Source organism: Alkalicoccus chagannorensis DSM 18086, assembly GCF_000429725.1.
GTDB lineage: Bacteria > Bacillota > Bacilli > Bacillales > Salisediminibacteriaceae > Alkalicoccus > Alkalicoccus chagannorensis.
The window spans coordinates 44,465-65,603 of record NZ_KE386945.1 but is presented as its reverse complement, the minus strand read 5'-3'; the positions used below and the strand labels follow the sequence as shown (position 1 = coordinate 65,603).

General features: G+C 55.6%; 16 protein-coding genes. 9 read left to right on the top strand and 7 right to left on the bottom strand.

All coding sequences use genetic code 11. The features are described from left to right. Nucleotides 1–256: 256 nt before the first annotated feature. Nucleotides 257–1,192 carry an AEC family transporter gene (locus G477_RS0117060; protein ID WP_026698943.1) on the bottom strand — a complete coding sequence of 312 codons (936 nt, stop codon included), beginning with the start codon at nt 1,190–1,192 and terminating at the stop codon, nt 257–259. 79 nt (nt 1,193–1,271) lie between these two features. On the opposite strand from G477_RS0117060, the gene G477_RS0117055 reads away from it, so the two are divergent. Continuing rightward, nucleotides 1,272–2,006 carry a sulfite exporter TauE/SafE family protein gene (locus G477_RS0117055; RefSeq protein ID WP_026698942.1) on the top strand — a complete coding sequence of 245 codons (735 nt, stop codon included), beginning with the start codon at nt 1,272–1,274 and terminating at the stop codon, nt 2,004–2,006. A gap of 77 nt (nt 2,007–2,083) precedes the next feature. Here G477_RS0117055 and G477_RS0117050 read toward each other — a convergent pair whose 3' ends face one another. Then, the gene (locus G477_RS0117050) at nt 2,084–2,881 is read right to left on the bottom strand and encodes a carbon-nitrogen family hydrolase (RefSeq protein ID WP_026698941.1); all 798 of its coding nucleotides are present in this window, start codon (nt 2,879–2,881) and stop codon (nt 2,084–2,086) included. A gap of 108 nt (nt 2,882–2,989) precedes the next feature. Here G477_RS0117050 and G477_RS0117045 point away from each other — a divergent pair, with 108 nt between their 5' ends. Further along, on the top strand, nt 2,990–4,456 hold the full coding sequence (locus G477_RS0117045; RefSeq protein ID WP_026698940.1) for a DASH family cryptochrome: 1,467 nt from the start codon (nt 2,990–2,992) through the stop codon (nt 4,454–4,456). A 127-nt stretch (nt 4,457–4,583) separates the two neighbouring features. Here the strand turns inward: G477_RS0117045 and G477_RS20140 are convergent, their stop codons facing one another. Both G477_RS20140 and G477_RS0117035 read right to left on the bottom strand, forming a co-directional pair. Next, the gene (locus G477_RS20140; protein WP_051288189.1) at nt 4,584–5,258 is read right to left on the bottom strand and encodes a YqjF family protein; all 675 of its coding nucleotides are present in this window, start codon (nt 5,256–5,258) and stop codon (nt 4,584–4,586) included. A 49-nt stretch (nt 5,259–5,307) separates the two neighbouring features. Beyond that, nucleotides 5,308–5,715, bottom strand: a complete 408-nt coding sequence (locus G477_RS0117035; protein WP_026698939.1) for a potassium channel family protein — start codon at nt 5,713–5,715, stop codon at nt 5,308–5,310. A gap of 407 nt (nt 5,716–6,122) precedes the next feature. On the opposite strand from G477_RS0117035, the gene G477_RS0117030 reads away from it, so the two are divergent. Beyond that, nucleotides 6,123–7,811, top strand: coding sequence for a methyl-accepting chemotaxis protein (locus G477_RS0117030; protein ID WP_026698938.1), 1,689 nt, complete (start codon nt 6,123–6,125; stop codon nt 7,809–7,811). A gap of 407 nt (nt 7,812–8,218) precedes the next feature. Here the strand turns inward: G477_RS0117030 and mqo are convergent, their stop codons facing one another. After that, complete coding sequence (mqo, locus tag G477_RS20135) at nt 8,219–9,748, bottom strand: malate dehydrogenase (quinone) (RefSeq protein WP_035212322.1); 1,530 nt, start codon at nt 9,746–9,748, stop codon at nt 8,219–8,221. Between the two features lie 337 nt (nt 9,749–10,085). Further along, complete coding sequence (locus G477_RS0117020; protein WP_035212357.1) at nt 10,086–10,382, bottom strand: metal-sulfur cluster assembly factor; 297 nt, start codon at nt 10,380–10,382, stop codon at nt 10,086–10,088. 235 nt (nt 10,383–10,617) lie between these two features. Between G477_RS0117020 and G477_RS0117015 the strand changes: the two genes are divergently transcribed. Continuing rightward, complete coding sequence (locus G477_RS0117015) at nt 10,618–11,046, top strand: MgtC/SapB family protein (protein WP_245575570.1); 429 nt, start codon at nt 10,618–10,620, stop codon at nt 11,044–11,046. 397 nt (nt 11,047–11,443) lie between these two features. Here the strand turns inward: G477_RS0117015 and G477_RS0117005 are convergent, their stop codons facing one another. Beyond that, entirely contained in the window at nt 11,444–13,468 is a 2,025-nt protein-coding gene (locus tag G477_RS0117005; protein ID WP_026698934.1) for a putative bifunctional diguanylate cyclase/phosphodiesterase, read from the bottom strand. Nucleotides 13,469–13,626: 158 nt separating this feature from the next. Between G477_RS0117005 and G477_RS0117000 the strand changes: the two genes are divergently transcribed. From G477_RS0117000 to G477_RS20720, 5 genes are all read left to right on the top strand, one after another. After that, nucleotides 13,627–13,917, top strand: a complete 291-nt coding sequence (locus G477_RS0117000; RefSeq protein WP_026698933.1) for an NfeD family membrane protein — start codon at nt 13,627–13,629, stop codon at nt 13,915–13,917. A gap of 384 nt (nt 13,918–14,301) precedes the next feature. Further along, nucleotides 14,302–15,732 carry a diguanylate cyclase domain-containing protein gene (locus tag G477_RS20730; RefSeq protein ID WP_051288185.1) on the top strand — a complete coding sequence of 477 codons (1,431 nt, stop codon included), beginning with the start codon at nt 14,302–14,304 and terminating at the stop codon, nt 15,730–15,732. 12 nt (nt 15,733–15,744) lie between these two features. Further along, nucleotides 15,745–16,350 (top strand): ComEA family DNA-binding protein, encoded by a 606-nt coding sequence (locus G477_RS0116990; RefSeq protein ID WP_026698932.1) that lies wholly within the window; start codon nt 15,745–15,747, stop codon nt 16,348–16,350. Nucleotides 16,351–17,216: 866 nt separating this feature from the next. Continuing rightward, on the top strand, nt 17,217–18,623 hold the full coding sequence (locus G477_RS20725; RefSeq protein ID WP_051288183.1) for a CAP-associated domain-containing protein: 1,407 nt from the start codon (nt 17,217–17,219) through the stop codon (nt 18,621–18,623). Between the two features lie 565 nt (nt 18,624–19,188). Further along, nucleotides 19,189–20,514 (top strand): stalk domain-containing protein, encoded by a 1,326-nt coding sequence (locus tag G477_RS20720; RefSeq protein ID WP_051288182.1) that lies wholly within the window; start codon nt 19,189–19,191, stop codon nt 20,512–20,514. Nucleotides 20,515–21,139 lie beyond the last annotated feature (625 nt).

The following is a 21,139-nucleotide window of genomic DNA, read 5'->3' as shown; positions in this document are numbered from 1 at the left end:
CGGACAATTCACGGAAATTTCGACCAAGCTGAGAGAAAGTCCAGCCAATTCCCCTTCGGATCAGCCGTCAGACCTGAAAAGGAAACGTCCGCCGGCGGTCGGCGGACGCAGGATCTTTTTTGCTTTAAAAGGGATAAGTTCTCATACAAGAAGACGGCGGCTTCATGCGCTGCCCGGGAAGAAAGCCCTCCCTTTCTTCCCTTGAAAAGCTTGCGGTACACGCCGTTCCGACCAAAAGCCCTGACGCGCTTTTGGTCTACATGACAAACGACGCAAGAAACGCAATCAGCGGTATCGTCGCGAGCGACAAGATTGTCGACAAGCAGATGGTCATGACCGCCGTGTCCTCATCCTCTGTATACCGCGAGAAGAGGATCGCTGCCAGCATGAACGTCGGCATCGATACCGAGATGACGACGACGTTCTGCGGCAGTTCCGGCAGCTGCAGCAGTGGCAGCACCATCACCGCAACGACAGGAATAAGCAGCAGCCGCAGCGACACCGGGAACCAGATCTGCGGATAGACCCGGAAGCCGGTCCGCTGAATCAGCTGGTGCAGCAGAATGCCGATGTAGAGCATCGCGAGCGGCGCGGCGAGCCCGGACAGCAGCTCAGCCAGCTGCCGCACGACCGCGGGCGGCTCCAGCCCGATAAAAGCGGACGAAAGGCCGACGACGACGGCCGCAAGCGGAAGGTTCAGCACCGCTTTCAGCTGCCGCAGCTGAAAACCGGCACCCGACTGCAGCAGGTAGACCGCCACACTAAAAACCACGATATCGAGTCCCGCGTCGAAAATCGCCGCGAGCAGGCCGCCCGTCGGACCGAAAATCGTGTAGCAGAGCGGAATCCCAATGAAGCCGGTATTGCCGAGCGCCCCGAGGATCGCCATCTTTTTTGCAAACATCGAGCGGAACCCGATCACCCGTGCGAGAAACAGCACAGCCACGAGCGACACGAGGTGGAACACGACCGAAATCGCAAACACGACGCCGATCTGAAACAGCAGGTCATCGGAAAAATCCGTGTTGAACACCCCGTTCAGAATCACCGAAGGCACCGCAATATTTAAGACAATCAGCACGAGCGCCTGCTTCGCCTGCTGATTCACCTCCACTTTCATTGATACGACCGCACCGAGCGCAATCATGATCCCCATGACCGTAATTGCGACGGCTACCGTCAGCACATCCATCTCCAAACGGCTCCCTTCTGCCTGCAGCCTTCCCTTCATGCTATACTAGATAGACTACCGAAAGAAAAGGCGGATACATATGGTTATTGAAATCAGCATCGTGTTTTTCATCCTACTGATCGGCGCCTTCATCCAGGGCGTCAGCGGCTTCGGCTTCGGCCTCTTCGCCATGAGCTTCCTGCCCCTGCTCTTCACCGTCAAAGAGAGCACGCTGCTCGTCATGTCGCTGTCCCTCTTCGTCGCCGCCAGCATCTTCTTTCAAATGCGCGGCCACATCCAGTGGCGCCTCCTGATCGTGCTCTTCAGCGCCGCATTCGTCGGCCGGATCGGCGCCTTCTTCGTCCTGAGCAACTACGGCGAACTCGACATCATGCGCGACTTCCTCGGCATCTTCTTGCTCCTCGTCGTGCTGTACTTGTTTTTCGGCGCAGGAAAAGCCGCCGGCATCCGCTCCCGAAGCCCCTGGATCCCCATCATCTTCGGCTTTCTCGGCGGCTTCATCGGCGGCATCTTCGCCGTCGGTGGACCCTTCTTCGTCTTCTATCTCATGCTGCTCTTCGCCGACGACAAATACGCCTACAGCGCCAACCTGCAGCTCACCTTCCTGTTCACCAACGGCATGACCGTCCTGCTCCACGGCGCCAGCGGAGACTTCGATCCCGACTTCCTCTGGTTCTTCCTCGTCGGCATCGGCACCGTCTTTTTAGGCACCCGGCTCGGCGTCGCCTGCTTCCGGCACCTCTCCCCGAAAGCCATCCGCATCACCGCCGGCATCGTCATCTGCCTCGCTGCCATCAACCTGTTACTTATGTAAAAGGGGTGCGGCCCAAAACCCGGGGAGGGCGTTATCCCTCCGTCCTTCGGGGAACAGGCTGCAGCACCCTCTCTTCATTAAAGCCGGTACAAGTCCGGACGACGGTCGTCCAGCACCGGGATATTACGGCGGATCTCCGCCGTTTCTTCCGTTTCAAACTCCGCGTAGAGGATGGTGTCTTCCTCTTCTGCCTCAGCGAGTATTTCTCCGAGCGGATTGATGACGAGCGAATGGCCGCCGAAGGCTGTGTTCGGGTCGGAACCGGTCCGGTTGCAGGCGACGACGAAGCACTGGTTTTCGATCGCGCGGGCAATGAGCAGCGCCCGCCACTGCGAAATGCGTGCTTTCGGCCATTCCGCCGTCACGTAGAACACATCCGGCTTATATTCCGGGTGCACCATGTGCGTGCGAATCCACTCTGGGAAGCGGATATCGTAGCAGATGAATCCGGCTGCGAAGCCGTGCTCCATTTTGAACATGCCGCCTTCGTTGCCTTCCGTCAAATGCTTCTCCTCTTCCATCAGGCGGAACAGGTGCGCTTTGCTGTACTCTTTGACGAACGCCCCGTGGCGGTTGAAGACGAGCATCGTGTTGTACAAGCCGTGGTCGGTCATTTTCGGCACCGATCCGCCGATGATGTTGACCCGGTGATAGCGGGCAAGTTCTGATAGAAACGTCACGGCCTGGCTCGCTTCTCGATCGGGTGCTTCTTTCATGGCGTCGAAGTCATAGCCCGTCGGCCAGAGCTCCGGCAGCACGACGACGTCCGCGCGCTGTTCGACCGCTTCCTGCACGGCCTGTTCCGCCTTGGCGTAGTTTTCCTCGATATTACCGAAAGCAACGTTCATTTGTACGAGTGCGGTTTTTACCAGCATGGGCTTGACCTCCTTGTGTCTGTCTCTTCAGTATAACGAAAGTGCGGCGGGTTTTCATTATCCGAAGGAAGGGAATGGAGAGTTAACATGAAAAAGGAGGACGACGGCATGGAATTTGTCTGGCTGCGCCAGGATTTGAGAGTGCACGACCACGAACCGCTGATGCAGGCGCTGGAGAGCGGCACCCCGGTGATGGCCGGGTATGTGTTTGACCGTCGCCTCGAAGAACGGACGGAAGCGGGTTTTCCGCGGCAGGACGATAAGCGGCGCCGCTTCCTGCTGGAATCCCTGCTCGAAATGCATCAGCAGCTCGGACGGCTCGGCGTGCCTTTCGTTGTGGCGGACGGCGATGCGGCCCAGGAAGTGCAGAGCTGGATGCAGCAGTTTCCGGTGCAGCGGATCCATGCCCACCGTCTTCCGGGAACGGAAGAGGCAGACGATGAAGCCGGGATCACGGCGGCCGCCGACGCTGCCGGGGTGGAAGTCGTCTGGTATCACGGCGATACGCTCTACCACGAAGACGATCTGCCGTTTGCGCTGTCGGACATGCCGGCGACGTTCAATCAGTTCCGGAAAAAGGTAGAGACATCGGGTGTGCAGCCGCGTCCGGCGCGCGGCCTGCCGCGGGAGCAGACGCCGATGTACCTCGAGGACCATGCCTACACCGGGGAGGACCTCATGAACCGCTTCAGCAGCATCCGGGCCGAGACGTTCGTCAACGGCGGCGAACAGGAAGGCGTGCGCCGGCTGGAAGAGTACTTGTTCCGCACCGGGCACGTTTTCTCCTACAAACAGCGCCGCAACGGCATGCTCGAATTCGACGACAGCTCCAAGCTTTCTTCGTGGCTCGCCTCCGGGTGCCTCTCGCCCCGCCGCGTCTACGAGCAGCTGCAGGAGCTCGAGGAGCAGGAGGGCGCCAACGACTCGACGTACTGGCTCTATTTTGAGCTGCTGTGGCGGGACTACTTTCATTTCCTGCTGAAAAAGGAGGGCGCGAGGCTCTTCAGGCGCGACGGCCTCCAGCAGCTTCCGGTGGCATGGAAGCAGGACAGCGCGCTGTTTGACGCGTGGTGCGACGGGCGCACCGGGTATCCGCTCATCGATGCATCGATGCGCCAGCTGAAGAAGGTGGGCTACATGTCGAACCGGGCGAGGCAGAACACGGCGAGCTTTCTCACGAAAAACCTCGGCATCGACTGGCGCTGGGGCGCAGCCTGGTTTGAATCGCACTTGATCGATTACGATCCGGGAAGCAATTACGGCAACTGGCAGTACATCGGGGGCGTCGGCACCGATGTGAAGGAGTTCCGCGCCTTCCACGTCGTGCATCAAGGAGAACGATACGACCCGGACGGCGCCTTCGTGAAATATTGGATCCCGGAGCTCAAGCACGTGCCGGCCGAGTACATTTACCAGCCCGCGGAAATGAGCGAAGTCGACCGGAACGAGGGCGGCCTCACCCTCGGAGAAACCTATCCGTATCCGGTCGTCTCCCTGGAACAATCGCTGGAAGAGCAGAAAGAGCGGTTCAAGCAAGCGACCAAGGAAACAGATAAAGAACAGTCCGGCAAATAAAAGGATAGCAGCATCAAGAGAAAAAAAGATTGTCAGCCATGTGCTGACAGTCTTGAAGTGATTATCTTTGCAAGTGCTGCAACGAGAAGAAGAGCGCTTCCCACAGGGAGAGCGCTCTTCTTCTCGTTTACACCCGCCGGATCCGTTCGGCAGTGACGGCAATCTTCCGTCCATAAAAGGCCGGCGCCTGACTGCCGGTGTTCCAGTGATCAAGCAGGTTTTCGTGGTGCACATCGACGTCGGCTTCCTGCAGGGTCCAGGGGGCGTGGGAGACGTCACCGCGCCAGAGGAGACCGGCGCCTTTCGTGAAGAAGTGATACCGCTCGGTCGCCCAGTGGGCAAACGAGGCGGGCTCCGAACGGAACACCGGGCCTGCTCCCTGCCAGCTGACATCGATGCCGCTCCGACTCTTCGGATGGTAGTGCGACATCCGGATTGGCCCTGCTGTGGAGGTGTCGAAGCGGGCGCGGCGGTACGGCAGCTGAAACGCGGTGTTGGCGACACGGTTTGCCAGCACATGCGACGCATCGAGGTAGAAAAAATAAATGCCGCGCCGGCCGTCTTTTTTCACATAGGTTCGCAGGTTCAGCTCCGGGAACTGCAGCCGGGAGAGCCGCGGCAGGGCCTGCAGGGCGATATCCGTCATAAAAAATGGGATGATGCCGAGATAGGCTTTTCCGTCATACGTATCAAGCTCCAGGCCTTCCGGAAGAGCAGCCTGGAGCTGTTCTGCGTCTGCTTCCCAGTGGAGAAATAACAGGTGCTCCCATGTCATGGTGAGCAGCGGGCGGTGGTTTTTCATGTGGATGCTCCTCTCCTGCTGTCTTCCCCGCTATCATAGCAGGAACAGGCTATTCCTGCTTGTTCTGCACCTCCTGGCCGAGCGCGGTGAGGAAAAAGGCGCTCGGGATCAAGAGGCCGAGCGCTGCCTGAATCAAGGCGAAAAAGCGCGCCGGTCCGATCGGCACGTAATCGCCGTAGCCGACGGAGAGAATCGTGACGCCGCTGAAGTACAGCGCCTCCAGAAAGGTGACGTCGACAGGTTCATCGGTCGGATCGTTCACGCGGAGCGTCGTCCCCTGCGTCCCGAGGTAAAAGTAGAGAAACGAAAAGGTGATCGTCACCGCCGTCAGCAGAAAAAACATATGTAAAAACAGCCCCAGGTTCAGTCGGCTTTCGCGGAAACGGCGCTGTTTCAAGAAATAAACAAAGTGACCAATAATCACGAGGATGCCGGCTCCGACTAAGAGAAGACTCATCGAAAGCACCTCCTTTTTCTTCCACGTACCCGAAACGGCCTGCGGGTAATCCTTTCTGCAGGCCGTTCCGGGGAAAAGCGTGCTGCTCGCGCTGGAAAAGAAAACGCCCGCTCCGCCTGTTGGGTCACCTCTGCCACGGTGCAGAAGGCAGGCGGCTTTCGGCTGAGCGGACCTTTGTACGTATGCCCGTCGTATTGAAGATACTCCGCCCCGGGCGGCCCGCTTCGTCGACCGTGTAAGGCCGCGGACGTCTATCTACACGGAAGCCGGGCCTGCGTGCGACATGTTGATGAGGGCTGCACCCCCTTTTTCCCATATAAGACAAAAGAACGAGAAAAGTCTCCTTGTTTCCCTGCGTCTTTCGTGGTATTTTCAAACAATGCACAAAGTCGAAAGGGGTAGTTGTTGTGAAGCATGTTTCCATTATTTCGAAATTTTACGTGGTCGTATTCAGCATTATTGCGGTACTGACGGCGGCGGTGATGTTGATCACCTTTACGGAAGTAGAAAGCGGGATTGAGGGGTTTGCCTCGGATAAGGCCAGGAGTGATCTCGATCTGGCGTATGAATACATAGATGAGCGGTACGAGGGCGGATGGCAGCTCGACGACGGACAGCTCGTGAAAGGAGATGCGGTGATCAACGAACACTATGAGCTCGCAGATGACATTACGGACATCACCGGCGGCCTGATCACCATTTTCCAGGAAGACATGCCGGTGACGACGAATTTGATTATCGGCGGCGAGCGTGCCGTGACGCAGGCGGCGGAAGGCGAGGTGTCGGCTCTGGTCCTGGAAGAGGGAGAGCGCTATTCCGGCGAGGCAGAGATTCTCGATATGCAGCTGCAGACAGCGTACCGCCCGCTAATGAATGAGGACGATGAGGTCGTCGGCATGATGTTCACGGGGGCTTCCCAGGAGGCGATCAACAGCACGATGGCCGACATCATCACACAGACGGCAGTGGTCGTCGGGGTGATCATTCTCCTCGTGACAGGGGCTCTGCTGTTTTTCACGAGAAACATCAAGCGCCGCATGCGGGGGCTCATTACGGATATTGAGCGTGCCGGGAATGGCGATCTGCAGGCACATGAGGCAGACGACCGGCGCGATGAGCTCGGCCGGGTTTCTACGAGTCTCGCGCTGATGAAGAAAAACCTGCGGACGTTGTTTGAGGATGTACAGGAAGCGGCAGGCCGGCTTTCCGATTCGTCGGCGAACCTGACCCGTACCAGTGCGGAGTCCTCCCGGGCGGCCGATGAAGTGGCCGGGACGATTGAAGAGATCGCCAAGGGCGCTTCGAGCCAGGCGGAAGACACGGAAAAAGGCGCCGCCCATATGCAGCAGATGGGGACGGTGATTGAAGAAGATCAAGGATACGTCAAGGAAGTCAGCACGGCTGCGGACCACATCGCCTCGTTGAAGGACCAGGGGATGCGCCTCGTGCAGGAGTTGACGAAAAAGACGGAAGAAAACAACGAGACGACCAACGCGGTACAGCAGATGATCCGGGAAACGAACGAGAACACGTCCAAGATCGAAGAAGCGAGCGGCATGATTCGAAACATTTCCGAACAGACGAACCTGCTTGCGTTAAACGCCTCGATCGAAGCGGCCCGTGCAGGAGAAGCCGGCCGTGGCTTCTCGGTCGTGGCAGAAGAGATCCGCAAACTGGCGGAGCAGTCGAACCGTTTTTCTGAAGAGATTTCCGCTGTGATTCAGGAGCTTTCGGCGAAAACGCAGGGAGCGGTGAATCGCATGGAAGAAAGCCGGGAAGTGGCCGAGGTGCAGACGAAGAGCGTGAACGAAACGATCCAGACGTTCGAAGGGGTGGCGGATGCGATCGAAGGCATGCGGAAGGAAGTCGGCGGCCTGAACGCATCCGGCGGAAAGCTGGAAAGCCAGAAGAAAGAAATGATGGAGGTCATGGAAAGCCTCTCGGCCGTCTCGCAGCAGAACGCTGCAAGCACCGAGCAGATGTCGGCAGCGGTCGAAGAGCAGACCGCTTCGATGCAGGAAGTGGCGTCCTCGAGCGAGATGCTGACGACCATCGCCGAGCAGCTGAAGCGAAGCCTGCAGCAGTTCCGGTACTAACGTACGTCACATCGTCTGCCTCTGATACCAGGCTGGAAGGACAGTCAGGACAAAACAGCCAAAAGGCCCTCCCCGCGTGTCGGGTGAGGGCCTCTTTCCTGTTTTGTTTAAAGGATATGAAGGGAGAAACGCTCCTTTTCTCCGAAGCGTCCGGCGGTGACGCCAGTGGGATGGCTGCGCCGTCTGACGATCCTTTTCCCTGCGCGGAAGGGCAGGGAACATAGCTGAAGACAAGCCCCGCGGCATGCTTCCGCCGGTAAGCGCACGAGAAAAGATGAAGAAAAGGAGGTGGCTGCCTGCTTTGTCCTTCATCAACAAACGGGAGGCCCTCCCCGTATGTCGGGTGAGGGCCTCTCAATTTAGATGATAAGCATGTGCAGGTTTTCCTCGAGGCAGTCGACGGCTGCTTAAGACGACTGATCCTGGCCGGCGGCGAGCAGCTCTCGAAAGTCCGGCGCCGTCAAGCCGAGGACGTCCGCACTCGTTTGGTGAACTTCATGCAGCAGCTCGGGATCGTCCATGAGACGGCGCCCGTAGGAAGGGACCATGCTGCGGATCTTTGGTGTCCATTCTTCCATGCGTTCCGGGAAGCAGCGTTCCATCACGTCGAGCATGACGGAGACGGCCGTGGACGCGCCCGGCGACGCTCCAAGCAGTGCGGCAATGGAGCCGTCTTCGGACGTGACGACTTCGGTGCCGAACTGAAGGGTTCCCCTTCCGCCGTGGTCCGTATCCTTGATCACCTGCACGCGCTGGCCGGCGGTCACGAGCTCCCAGTCGTCACTCACGGCGCCCGGAATGAAGTCGCGCAGTTCTTCCATGCGCTGTTCTTTCGACTGGAGCACCTGCTCAATCAAGTATTTGGTGAGCGGCACATTCTTAGCGCCGGAAGCAACCATCGTAATCAAGTTATCCGGACGGATCGATGAAGGCAGGTCCATGATCGAACCGGTTTTCAAGAACTTCGGCGAGAATCCGGCAAACGGACCGAAGAGCAGGGCTTTTTCGCCGCCGATGTAGCGGGTATCCAGATGCGGGACCGACATCGGCGGGGCACCGGCTTTGGCCTTGCCGTACACTTTGCCGTGGTGCTTTTCAATCAGCTCTTTGTCTTTGGTCATCATAAACAGCCCGCTGACGGGGAAACCACCGACGCCGCGGCTTTCCGGGATGCCGGTTTTCTGCAGGAGATGGAGGCTTCCGCCGCCGCCGCCGATGAACACGAAGTGCGCGGTGTGTGTTTCCACGCTGCCGCTTTCGTGATTTCGGACAGAGAGCTCCCACAGGCCTTCGGTTGTGCGTGTGATGTTCTCCACTTCACTGTTGTACTGCGTCTGGATGTCCTGCGTGTCGAGATGATCAATCAGCTTCCGCGTGAGCGCACCGAAGTTGACGTCGGTGCCGGAGTCGATTTTGGTCGCTGCCACAGGTTCATTCCTGTCGCGCTCTTCCATCATGACCGGCATCCATTGCAAAAGCGTGTCCCGATCGTCGGCGAACGCCATGCCCGTGAACAGCGGGTTTTGTGAAAGCGCTTGAAAACGACGGTACAAAAACTGGACATTCTCCGCGCCCTGGACGAAGCTTAAATGCGGGATCGGGCGGATGAACGATGCTGGATGGTCGAGAATGCCCTGGTTGACCAGGTAGGACCAGAACTGCGTGGATACCTGGAACTGTTCGTTGATGTTGATCGCCTTCGTGATATCCACCGTACCATCGGGCTTCTCGGACGTGTAATTCAATTCACATAAAGCGGCGTGACCGGTTCCGGCGTTGTTCCATTCATTCGAGCTCTCCGCACCGGCTTCCGGGAGCTTTTCAATAATCTGCACCTTCCAGTCCGGATCGAGTTCTTTGATCATCGTGCCGAGCGTCGCGCTCATAATGCCTGCGCCGATCAGCATGACATCTGCGGTCGTTTGTTTCGTGCTCATGTCGTCGCTACACCCCTGTCTGTAATATCAGAAGAGCGCTGCGGCTCTTCGTGCTGTTTGTTGGTTCGTTGAAAAGGATACGTTTTCATAAAAAGAGACGGCGGCTGTGTCTGCTGCGCGCCGTTCGAACGAAAAGGCGCTGTACGCTTTCGTTCATGACCAGCCCTACTATATCATGGCTGCGCTGTCAGAAACATACGTCCTCCGACCTGTATCGCTGGCATGTTTCCGGAAGCAGCATGCACGCACGTACTCCGTGCGCGGATGCTGCGCCCGGAAAGACGGGCCGCGCTGTCGTTTGAAGCGCGCGCCCGCCGACCGGGAACGGGTTCCCGGTTTAGTTGTCAGCGACACCGAGCGCCAGTTTTGCGTAACGGGACATCATCGACTTATCCCAAGGTGGGCTCCAGACGATGTCGACATCGACTTCGCCGATTTCCTTGATTTCCTGCAGCTCTGAGAGTGCCGTCTTGATGTCGCTGACAATCGTGCCGGCGAGCGGGCATCCCATCGAGGTCAGGGTCATCACGACCGTGACGTTATCCTGATCGTCGAGCTTGATCTCATAGACCAGCCCGAGGTTGACAATATCTACACCAAGTTCCGGGTCGACCACATTTTCCAGCTGCGCCATGACCCGTTCTTTTAGATCTTCTTTTTCTTCACTCACGTGCGACACCTCCTTACCTATATAATACTAAAAATCAGCGGATAATGAAATCCATACATAAAAGGGGGTGTTTTCCAGACGGATTTGCCGGGAAGAGAAAAATAGCGTATAACTAATGCATAGAATAAACAGGAAGAAAGGAGGCAAGCCCTTGCTTGAACTTCAGACTGCAGGCAGCTACGTCACCCCGTACATAGAAATGCTCCTTCAGATTCTCGGCAGTGCCCTCATCGGCTTTTTGATCGGATGGGACCGCTATTCGAAAAGCAAGCCGGCCGGCATTAAGACGTATATGTATGTGTGCGTGTCCTGCTGTCTCATTACACTGGTCTCGATCCACAGCGTGATCCACTTTGCGGAGACGTCGTCGAACATCATGATGGACCCGATGCGCCTGGCCGCCCAGATTGTTTCCGGGCTCGGCTTTCTCGGCGCCGGCGTGATCCTGAAAGATGGTTTTAACGTCACCGGACTCACATCAGCGGCGATGATTTTTTTCGTCGGCGGTGTCGGCATCGGCATTGCTGCGGGATTCTACGGACTCGTCCTCGTTGCCGTGATTGCTACCGTCATTCTCGCACGCGTCGGCAACAAAATCGAAGAACGAATGGGCAGCCAGTCCTCCTGAAGGAGAGCCGGCTGCCCTGTTTTGATTGCAGAAGTGGATCCATTGTCGAAGAGAGGCAGCGGCTCTGGCCGCGGTAGGAGAGGGTGGGGCGCCTTAGTTGAGGAGCTGAGGTGCTTTAGACGGTCCGGGACAAGCTTCCCGTTACCTAAGTGCCCACCGCTGCAGGAAGGGGGTTGAGTGGATAAAGGTAGTTGACTGGCGCCATTTCTGCGGCAGGCGTCGAGATTGTAGGAGGAAGCGGCTCCATGTCGTTGAGAATTGGCTCAAAAAAAGCAAATTGGCTCAAAAAAATCCGGCGGGAGACCCGCATGCGGCGGAAAGCGACGCGCTTCCCGAGGCGAAGCGACGCAAAAAAAGAGTGGAGCGACCCGCATTTCCCGGAATGCGGTGCTTCCACTCAGGCTTCTTTTCTGGCTCTCTCCGAAAAGTCCGTTTGAATCTGCTCCAGCGGTACCGGTCTCTGGAAGTAGAATCCTTGAATCTGTGCATGCGACAGGTGCTGGATGCGTTCCAGCTGGGCTTTCGTTTCGACCCCTTCGCAGACGATATCCATGTTGGCAGTTCTCGCAAAGTCGATCATCAATTTCACGACGGCTTCATTCCGGCAGGCGTCTGTCATCGACTGGATGAAGCTTTTGTCTATTTTCAGCGTATCGGCCGGAAGTTTCTGCAGGTAGGTCATCGACGAGAGGCCGGTGCCGAAATCATCGAGGGCAATCGTATGACCGGCTGCACGCAGCTCGTAGAGAATTTGCACTGCGCGGTCGACGCTCTCCATCATCGTGGACTCGGTCACTTCAAATTCGAGATCCTCAGCCTGAATGTTAAACTCCTGCACGATGGCGAGAATCCGGCTGTTGGCCTCGCTCACCTGGAAGTGGGCAGGGGACAAGTTCACGGCAGCGCCCTTGATGCCTCGCCGGGCAAGCGCTCCGGACTCTAGATCGCGGCAGACCATGCGCAGCATCGTTTCGGTGAGCGGCATGATCAGCCCGTAGCGCTCGGCCGCCGGAATGAACAGACCCGGTGAGATAAACCCATGCTGCGGGTGGTTCCACCGCACGAGGGCTTCTACTTTATCGGCATGAAGACTTTGGGAATCGACTTTCGGCTGATAGTAAACGTCCAGCTTCTGTTCGGCAATGGCCCGGCGCAGGTCCTCTGCCAGTTCCTGTTCACGGAACGTGTCGTGCTGATTCTGATCGTATAAGACGCACCGGGTAGAAGTATACCTCGCTTCCCGCATCGCGGCGTCAATTTCACGGGCGAGCTGCCGGTGGCTCGTGATGTCGTATGTCAGTGCTGCACCGGCGGTCATCTGTACGTCGATTTCCTGGTCCGAGCCGAAGACGGGGACGATGTACTCTTCTGCCGCATCGCGCATTCGCTCCAGCACGCCTGCTTCCGACTCCTCTGTCAACAGAGCGGCAAAGCGGGATCCGTTCAGCTTGTAAAGTTTGGCTCCTTCCGGCAGGCGTTTGGACAGCTGGCCGGAAATAATGAACAGAATCTGATCCGAAGTTTCCAGGCCATAGCTGTCGTTCATCATGCTGAAGTTGTTGATTTCAGCGAACATGACTGCCGGATACCGGCGGAGTTCTTCCACGGAGAGAGCTTCGAAGCTGCGCCGGTTCGGAAGCTCGGTAGCAGGATCGATGAAACTCATCCGCTGCGCCCAGCGGTTTTCGCTCTGCAGTATAAACTGGACGGCGGTGTACATGACGATGGTCGCAAGAATGGTCGTCACTCCGAGGACGTTGTTCTGCTCGGTTGGTTCCGCCTGAATCAGGTTCGACATTTCCGGCGGCAGACAGAACGACGATCCCCCCATGCCTGTGTAGTGCATCGATGATATCGCGAGCCCCATGACCACTGCCATCACACCGCGGAGCGGCATGGACTGAATGGTCCGGGAGTGGGTAAAAATTGCGAGCGCGGCAAACGATACAATCACCGCAATCGAAGTGGCTGTAATGATCGACGCTGGTGTGTGGGTCATGACGCCGGCAAAACTGATAGCCTGCATGCCGGTGTAATGCATAGCGGAAATACCGCCGCCCATGAGGAGGCCGGCGGTCAACACGGTGGACCAGCGAACCGTCATGTGATGCAGGACGAAAAAAGCCAGGAAGGCAGAGATGATGGCTGGAATGATCGAAAAGACCGTCATCAACCAGTCATACTGAAGCGGCACATACAGCTGGAAGGCGGACATGCCGATAAAATGCATCGACCAGATGGCGATTCCCATCGTTCCGGCACCGGCAAGGATCCACGGCATTTTTCGTCGGCCCGCGGGAAGCTGGGTGATGCGCGTGTTGATCTCGAGCGCAACGAACGAGCCGATGACCGCCATCAAAATCGAGAAGAGGACAAGCGGTATATTGTAGTAGGTTTCCAGAACAATGAGGGTATCTGTCACAAGTGGGCCTCCCAGTGATGGATTTAGTATATATTATACCATGAAATAGGACCCACACGTTCTTAGAGGTTTTCAAAAAATATTTTTCTCAGGATGGAGCATAATCCTTGAAATAGATGGGAATAGAAGAATAGTACGCAGAAAGGAGGACGATTCGGATGGATGCTTCCGTCATCTACCTGACGATACTCATCGGCGGAATCAGTCTCGGTTTCGCCTACCTGCTTTTCAGTGAACTAGCAGAGAGCTTATTCAAGTGGATTCCGGTACGTGCCGTGAATCCAGTGACCTTTATCGGCTTTATCACTTTGTTTGGAGGGTTCGGTTACGCCGGGCAGGCAGCCGGTCTGGCCGGGGGCGGACTGCTCGTGCTGTTCAGTCTTGTTTTGGCCGGTGTGATTATTGCGCTCGTGCATGTCTTTTTCCTACAGCGGCTGCGGCGCTCCTAATCCATTGGACGTGGAAGCAGGACAGGCAGAGTGTCATAGCACGGAACAGAGACGACTCTCTTTGCTGCAGGGCGCCGGAAGCATAAACCTTCCGGCGCCTTCTTTTTGTTTTCAAGAGCGGCTGACAGATCCCTGTTTAGTCGTGACAAAGGAGTAAAAAGACTTAGACATTTTAAACTGTCGAAAGGAATGAAATAATATGCAGGACTTTTCCCTACGGAGAAAGAAGCGTAATAAAGGTCTTTTTTCTCGTTAAAATCTTGATTTAACAAGGTTTATGACGTTTGAGTCCTTGCTTCTTCCACCGTTTCCTTTCCTTTCCTGAATCGCTTGTGTTAGTATAAAAGAAGTGCATAGCGTGAATAGAGAAGGGAGAAGTGTAGGATGAAAGAACGAAACAAAATCGTACTGCAGCTAATCTTTGCTTTCCAGGTTGTGTATTTCCTTAGTGCTGTTGTGACGCAGAGCTGGATTTTGTTTCTGCCGGTTCTTTCGCTTCCTTTGTTCCTTCTATTTTATTATGTCCTGCCAGCATTTCCGTACCAGCGTGTTCTCATGTACGGCGTGCTCTGGACGTATTTTGTGTCGTTTGCGATTCTTGTTCTTACCGTGCAGATGCTGTCTGCGTTTATTTTCGTATGGTTCGGGCTGCTGCTGAGTGCCCTCTACCGGGACCGTTCTGCTGTTCTGTTCAGCGGAGCGGCCTCGGTGATCATCACGAGCCTTGTGTTTGCAGTAGCCGCAGCGGACATTTTTCAGGGCGGATCCTGGTCGACCTTTCTGTACCTGCAGCTGTTCAACGTGCTGCTGACTGCCTTTCTATTAGTGCAGCACCGGGATATGCAGGAGGCTTTCACCGTGCTCCGCGACCACCGTCTGAAACTGCGTTATCTGCTGGACAGCGCCCAGATTGTGACTTATACATATGATCCTGCACGAGCTCGTCATGACATCACCTCGGGGATTCCGGAGCTGATGGCGCTGCCGATGGAAAAAGACGCCGTGCTGCCGTGGAAAGCGTATGTCCACGAAGACGATCAGGCATTTGTTGCAATGATTGAGAAGGAAGTGCTGGAGGGGAAGCTGCGGAAAGTAGAATTCCGCTTCCGGCTTCACAGCCGTACGATCTGGGTGACCGCGAATATGATGCCGGTCATCGAAAAAGGGAGGCTGGACCGGGTGGAAGCCGCCCTCATTGACATCACGGACCGCAAGCATGCGGAGGAACGGATGGCGTTCATGGCCTACCATGATTCGTTGACAAAAATTCCGAACCGTACTCATTTTTACGAGTACGTGTCTTCCATGCAGTCGCTGCCATCCTTTGATCCAGGGCGCGCCTTCCTTCTTTTTATTGATTTGGATTCGTTCAAGCAGATCAATGACCGCTTCGGCCACGCGGTTGGGGACGATTTACTTACGTACATGGCGGAACGGCTGACTTCTTCCTTGAAGGAGCGCGACATGGTCTGCAGGCTCGGCGGAGACGAATTTGTCATTTTCCTCGATAAGATCACGAGTGAGCAGGCGGCAGAAGTCGGGGAGAGGCTGAAGCAGCGTCTGAGTGAACCATTCGATATGGACGGGAAGCAGGTAATCGTTACCCCGAGCATCGGCATCACGGGGTTCGATCAGGACGGGACGGTGGATGACATGCTTCTCGAGGCAGACAAGGCGATGTATGAAATCAAGCGGAACGGGAAGAACGGCATGTCCATGTACAACCGCTCCTTCGAAAAAAAACCATCCAGCTCGGCAGATTATCCCATTCCCGCCCGGGAAGAATCTGATATACTGAAGGAAAGCAGAGTATAGGAGGCAGAGCAGATGAAGCGGTTTTTGAAGATCACAGCAGCAGCGGCCGTCCTCTGGGCGATGATGCCGTTGGTTCAAATGATCCGGCAGCGGCTGGAAAAACGAGCGTACGCGCCTTCCCCGGATACAGAGGAAGCGCCTCAACAGGAAGAGCATGCAGCAGAGGATACATACAACGACGAGGAAGCAGCGTCCGGTGAGGACAGCGGCGCGCCTGCTGAAGAGGATACAGAGGAGCAGGCGGATACCGACGCGCAGCCGGAAACGGAAGAAGAACCAGCGCCAGCACCGCCGGAGGATTCTGACGACGAGCAGGAAGAAGCGGACACCCAGAAGGAATCCGAGCAGCTGACCCTCGAGGAAGAAGAACAACAAGAAGAACAGGAACAAGAAGAGCAAGAACAAGAAGAAGACGACGGCATCGTGGATGTGAACGAGGCGGATGTGGATGACCTCGAAGGCGTGAGCGGCATCGGCCGGGACCTTGCTGCGCGGATCGTGGAAGAACGGCAGACCAACGGCCGGTATGACACCCTCGACGACCTTACCCGCGTCCGTGGCATCGGCGAGAAGAAACTGGAACGGCTCCGCCCGGGACTTACCGTTACCGATAAATAATCTTTTCAGAGAGACCGAGGCTGGGAAAAATCGAATGAAGGAATAAACACTGCCGACGATCCGAATGGGATTGTCGGCAGTGTTTCATTTGAGGATAAAGCGAACAAACCAGCTTTATGGCGGCGCAGTTCCTTCGTTTCGTCACCATGAGGAAGAGATCTGTTTTCTGCTTCACCTTGGCGTTGCCTCCCGCCTGTATGCTGATGAAACGCACGTGCAACTTCAAATATCTATATTCCCATTTTGTTCCTTCATGCGAATCCTTGTTAAGCGCTCGTTTCTTTTCTTTAAGCTCTGTTATCGTTTGTTGTTGATAATGACAGAAAACGCCACTGTAACTCGGCAGGCTTGCCGTAGAGGAAATCTCCAGCTTCCTCGGTCTTACGCCCTGCGGGAGCTTCCGATCTCCTTCTTCCACAGGCGTCCGCCGGTCTTCGCTGCGTCCTTCTGAAAGAAAAGAAACTTACATTAAACGGAGCAGGCCCAGGCTATTTTTGAGACGCCTGCGGATAAAGAAAGCGTGAAGATCCTCCCGGACGTAGGGAGGGAGAGCGGAAGGATGTCTCCGCGGCAAGCGAAGAAAAAAGAGCCGCAGGCGTACTTTTGTTATAACAACACTAGGCTTTAACAAAGCCTTTTTTTAAAGGACATGCCGTTCCGAGCAAAAGGCGCTTCGCTCTTTTGGCCTTGCTTTTTGATCCGGTCTCGTCTCTGCCAACGCTGCGGAGCGGGCGGCTTTCCTCAGGTCGTTCGTACATCCAAGAGCAGCGGGTCTGTGCGCTTGGTCCGGCTCTGCGTTCTGCTTGCTGGATGCGCTCCCGGCAGAGTAAAATAGAAAGAAGGCATCTCAGCAGGAGGAATGCAGAATGGCAAGGAGAAGGAGCCGGGGCCCTGGGTTTTCGATTGTGCTCGTGCTGGCAGCAGTGGCACTGATCTGGTGGTTCCCTTTTAACGATATAGAGGAAGTTCGTGACTCGGAACCTGCAGAAGTGGATGATCAGGAAGAGCTGGTAGTGGAAGACGCGTTTCTCCAGGATGGGCAGGTATATGTCTCGTTTCGTCCGTTGATGAACGCTATGGACGCGTCCGTTTCCTGGGAAGGCGAGACGGCATGGATTGAAGCGGAACGCGGGGACAGCAGTTTCGCTGCGCAGCTGGACAGCACGACGGCGGACATTAATGGAGAAGAAGTGTCGCTTGAAGTGGCGCCGCAGATGGTCGATGGCAGTGTGTACGTGCCAATCCGCCTCGTCACGGATACATTCGGAACCTCCCTCGTCTGGGACGGGGACGCGATGGAAGCTGTGATGAGCGAAGAAGACAGGCAGATCACGGTAACGGCCGGCCGCCGGGATGTATCGGAGCCGACAAACGAGCAGGAAGAGGACAACGATCCACCTGAAGCGCCGGAAGAAGCACCGGAGCGCTGGTCGGTGGACGGGGTTCATATCGGGGATGGAGAGTCGGATGTCCAGAACGCCTGGGGCAGTCCGGAACGGATTACGGCCTCGCAGTACGGATTCGACTGGTATATTTACCATGATAACTACGAGAACTTCCGCATGGCCGGCATCGCAGACGGGGAAGTGGCCGGCCTGTATACGAGCGGAGCACCGATCCTTTCTCCGGAAGGCACGTCGTTAGGGGATCACCGGGAAAGCGTCCGCGGCCGCTACGGAGAGATGGTCACTGAAATACGGAAAGGCAATACCCGCTACACGCAGCAGCAGTCGGATGAATTTGATCTGTTTGAGGTGGAAGACGGATTTCTGACTACCTTTTATGACGTTCATGAAGGAGATGAACTGACGGCAGCCCAGCTGATCTCCGAAGACATGGAAATGGCGCTGGAAGGGTATTACGCCGATCCGGACGATGCACTCGGCGACGATTTCGACCGCCTCATGTACGACCTCGTCAATGCAGACCGGGTGGAACACGGCTACGAGCCGCTTTCCTATAATGAACAGGTGGCCTCCGTCTCTTATAATCACAGCCGGGACATGTCGGAACGAGGCTATTTCTCCCACGATTCACCGGAAGGGCTTGATCCGTTTGACCGGATGGAGGAAGCAGGACTGCAGTACAGCCGGGCCGGTGAAAACATCGCCTCCGGCCAGTCGAGTCCGATCATTGCTCAGCAAGGGCTCATGAATTCCTACGGACACCGGGAAAACCTGCTGACTTCCGAGTACGAAGAGGTCGGCATCGGCACGGCCTTCGATGCGGAAAACCGTCCGTACTACACGCAGAAATTCTTTACCGGGCGTTAACAAGCGGCGGCACCGCCGTTCAGCACGCAGCATAAACAGAGAAACAGCAGCTCTCTCATAGGAGGGCTGCTGTTTTTTACTTTGTAGTAAAGCATAAAGAGTCCTAGCAGGAAGACGGCGCAGCCGGCTGCTCGGGAAGCAGGAAGAACCCGTGCTTCCCTCAAAAAACCTGCGGTACACGCCGTTCCGATCAAAAGCGCAAAGCGACTTTTGTTCTGCTGTATGAACGCAGTGGAAGGAGGGGAGTCAGCAAAAGCGGGTTTCCCGTTCCGCCAGCAGGGTAATACAAAAAAGTGGGCAATTCCACCCCCACTCTCCTCGTGTCATCAAATTGTCATCTACCTGTAATATAACCCCCCTTCTATACAGAAAAGTCTTAGCACTTTTTATGCTTTGGACGTACTTTATATGGTAATGTTCCCCTTAAAAGCGCTTGTCTTCCAAAAAAACGTTTGATTTTGTAACAAAAGGGTAACATTATTGTATAGAGAACGTCATAATGATTAATAGATGAAGCAGCTATACAGCATCATCTTGGGACAAACCTTTGAAGGTGGGGATGACAATGAAAAAGCTTATACTTACAGCAGCAGCAGCCGGCATGATGCTCGCAGGCGGAACGGCTGCTCATGCGGACGGAAGCATACAATACGAATTCAACGGTCAGGACCAGCCAGAGACGGCGTCCAAGATGTTTATGGAAAACAACCGCGTGCTGGTGCCTTTACGGACGATTTTTGAAGACCTTGGAGCGGAAGTAACCTGGCATCAGGAGAGCCGCGAAATAACCGCTTCCAATGAGAATGCGTCGATTCATATGCATGCCGATGAGCAGATTGCTTTTGTCAACGATGAAGAAGTGACGATCGACCAGACACCGATCATTCGGGAAGGGCACACGTTCGTTCCGCTCCGCTTTGTTTCTGAAGCATTCGGTGCAAATGTCGGCTGGGACGGAAGTACCCAAACCGTCACGGTGACAGAATCCGGTCATACTGAAACGATTGAACGGCCCGGAAGCGATGAGGACAATGTGCTTTCTGAAACCGACATAAATCTGTTTGACTGGATGCCGGTACTGCCCGGTGAAAGCTGGGATGGCGGAACTGCTGATGAGACACTCGAAACAGCTTACGATTTCTCGTGGGATGTCGTATATGGAGAGAACGCTTCTTTCCACTTTGTCGGTGCTGAGGACGGCACGGTAGACGCGGTGTTCGCACCGATGACACCGGAGATGACCGACGAAGACATTACGCGCGGCGATGTTCGTGACCGCTTCGGACAGCCGGAACGCTGGCTTGAAAAAAACGGTCTGCACTTTAATTATGGTGACGATGAGACGTGGGATTTCTTTGAAATCAACGACTATTACGTTACTGTGTTTTATGATCGCCATGAAGAGGACCGTGTCGGCGGTGTTCAGATTATCCATCAGGATGCCGAACATGCCAAAGAAGGATTCTACGGCAATCGTGACTCGGATACGATAAGCGAAAGCTATGCACGTGAACTCTGGCTGCTGACGAACATGGAACGGGAGATGGCCGGTCTGGAGCCGCTGGAATGGAACGAGAAGGCAGCCGCTGCTGCCGGGGAGCACAGTGCGGATATGGCAGACAACTTATATTTCTCCCATGATAATCAAATGGGACAGTCGCCGTTCGATCGTATGCGTGACCATGACATTTTGTTCAAGCACGCTGGGGAGAACCTCGCTAGAAATCAAATCAGCCCATTGCACGCACACTTTAATCTGCTCTATTCCGAAAGTCATCGGGAAACAATGCTCTCTGACAAGTACGAAGAAAATGGCATCGGTGTTCATTTTACAGACGATCACCAGCCGTATTTCACACAGAAATTCATCACAGAATATGAAGTTGACTAATGGCGCAGCTCTTCAAGCATGAAAAGACAATACGTACGTCCGCTCCCGATTTTCCGGGGGCGGGCTTTTTTTGTGAAAAGCGCTGCTAAGGCTTGATGTTGTTATTTGATGAAAGCAGCGATAGGCGGCGACGCTCTAGGGATAAGCACCGTCCGAACATCCTCTTCGCTTCGCGGAAGATCGTGGAGGACAAGTCCTGGAGCAAGCGTCCGCCGAAAGCGGATGACATCAACAACAAACGATAACACAGCCTTGTGAAAAGATAGCATCTGCTCCGGTTCGTATGCAGAATTCCTGCTGCCAGTCATCGCTGGAACACCGCACTGTCGCAAATTGCTGACAAGCTTGCGGCTTCGAAGCGCCGACGATCGAAGGCAACGACCTCCCTGTCCTTCTCGCTTCTTGCAGCAGAGCATTTAACTTGTGGCGGGCTTTTTCGTCAAGGCTGCTGGGCAGGGTGGGGCAGGCGCCCCATGCGGATCGGTCAAGTTATCACTGAGCCTGTCTCCAATCCAAACAACCATCTTCTGGACAGGACCGCCTGATTCAATTTTTCTTCATAGTACCAGGGATGATAGATGCTTGCTTTCCCACGAGAGCAGTGAGCCGTACTGCCTGTTCTTGG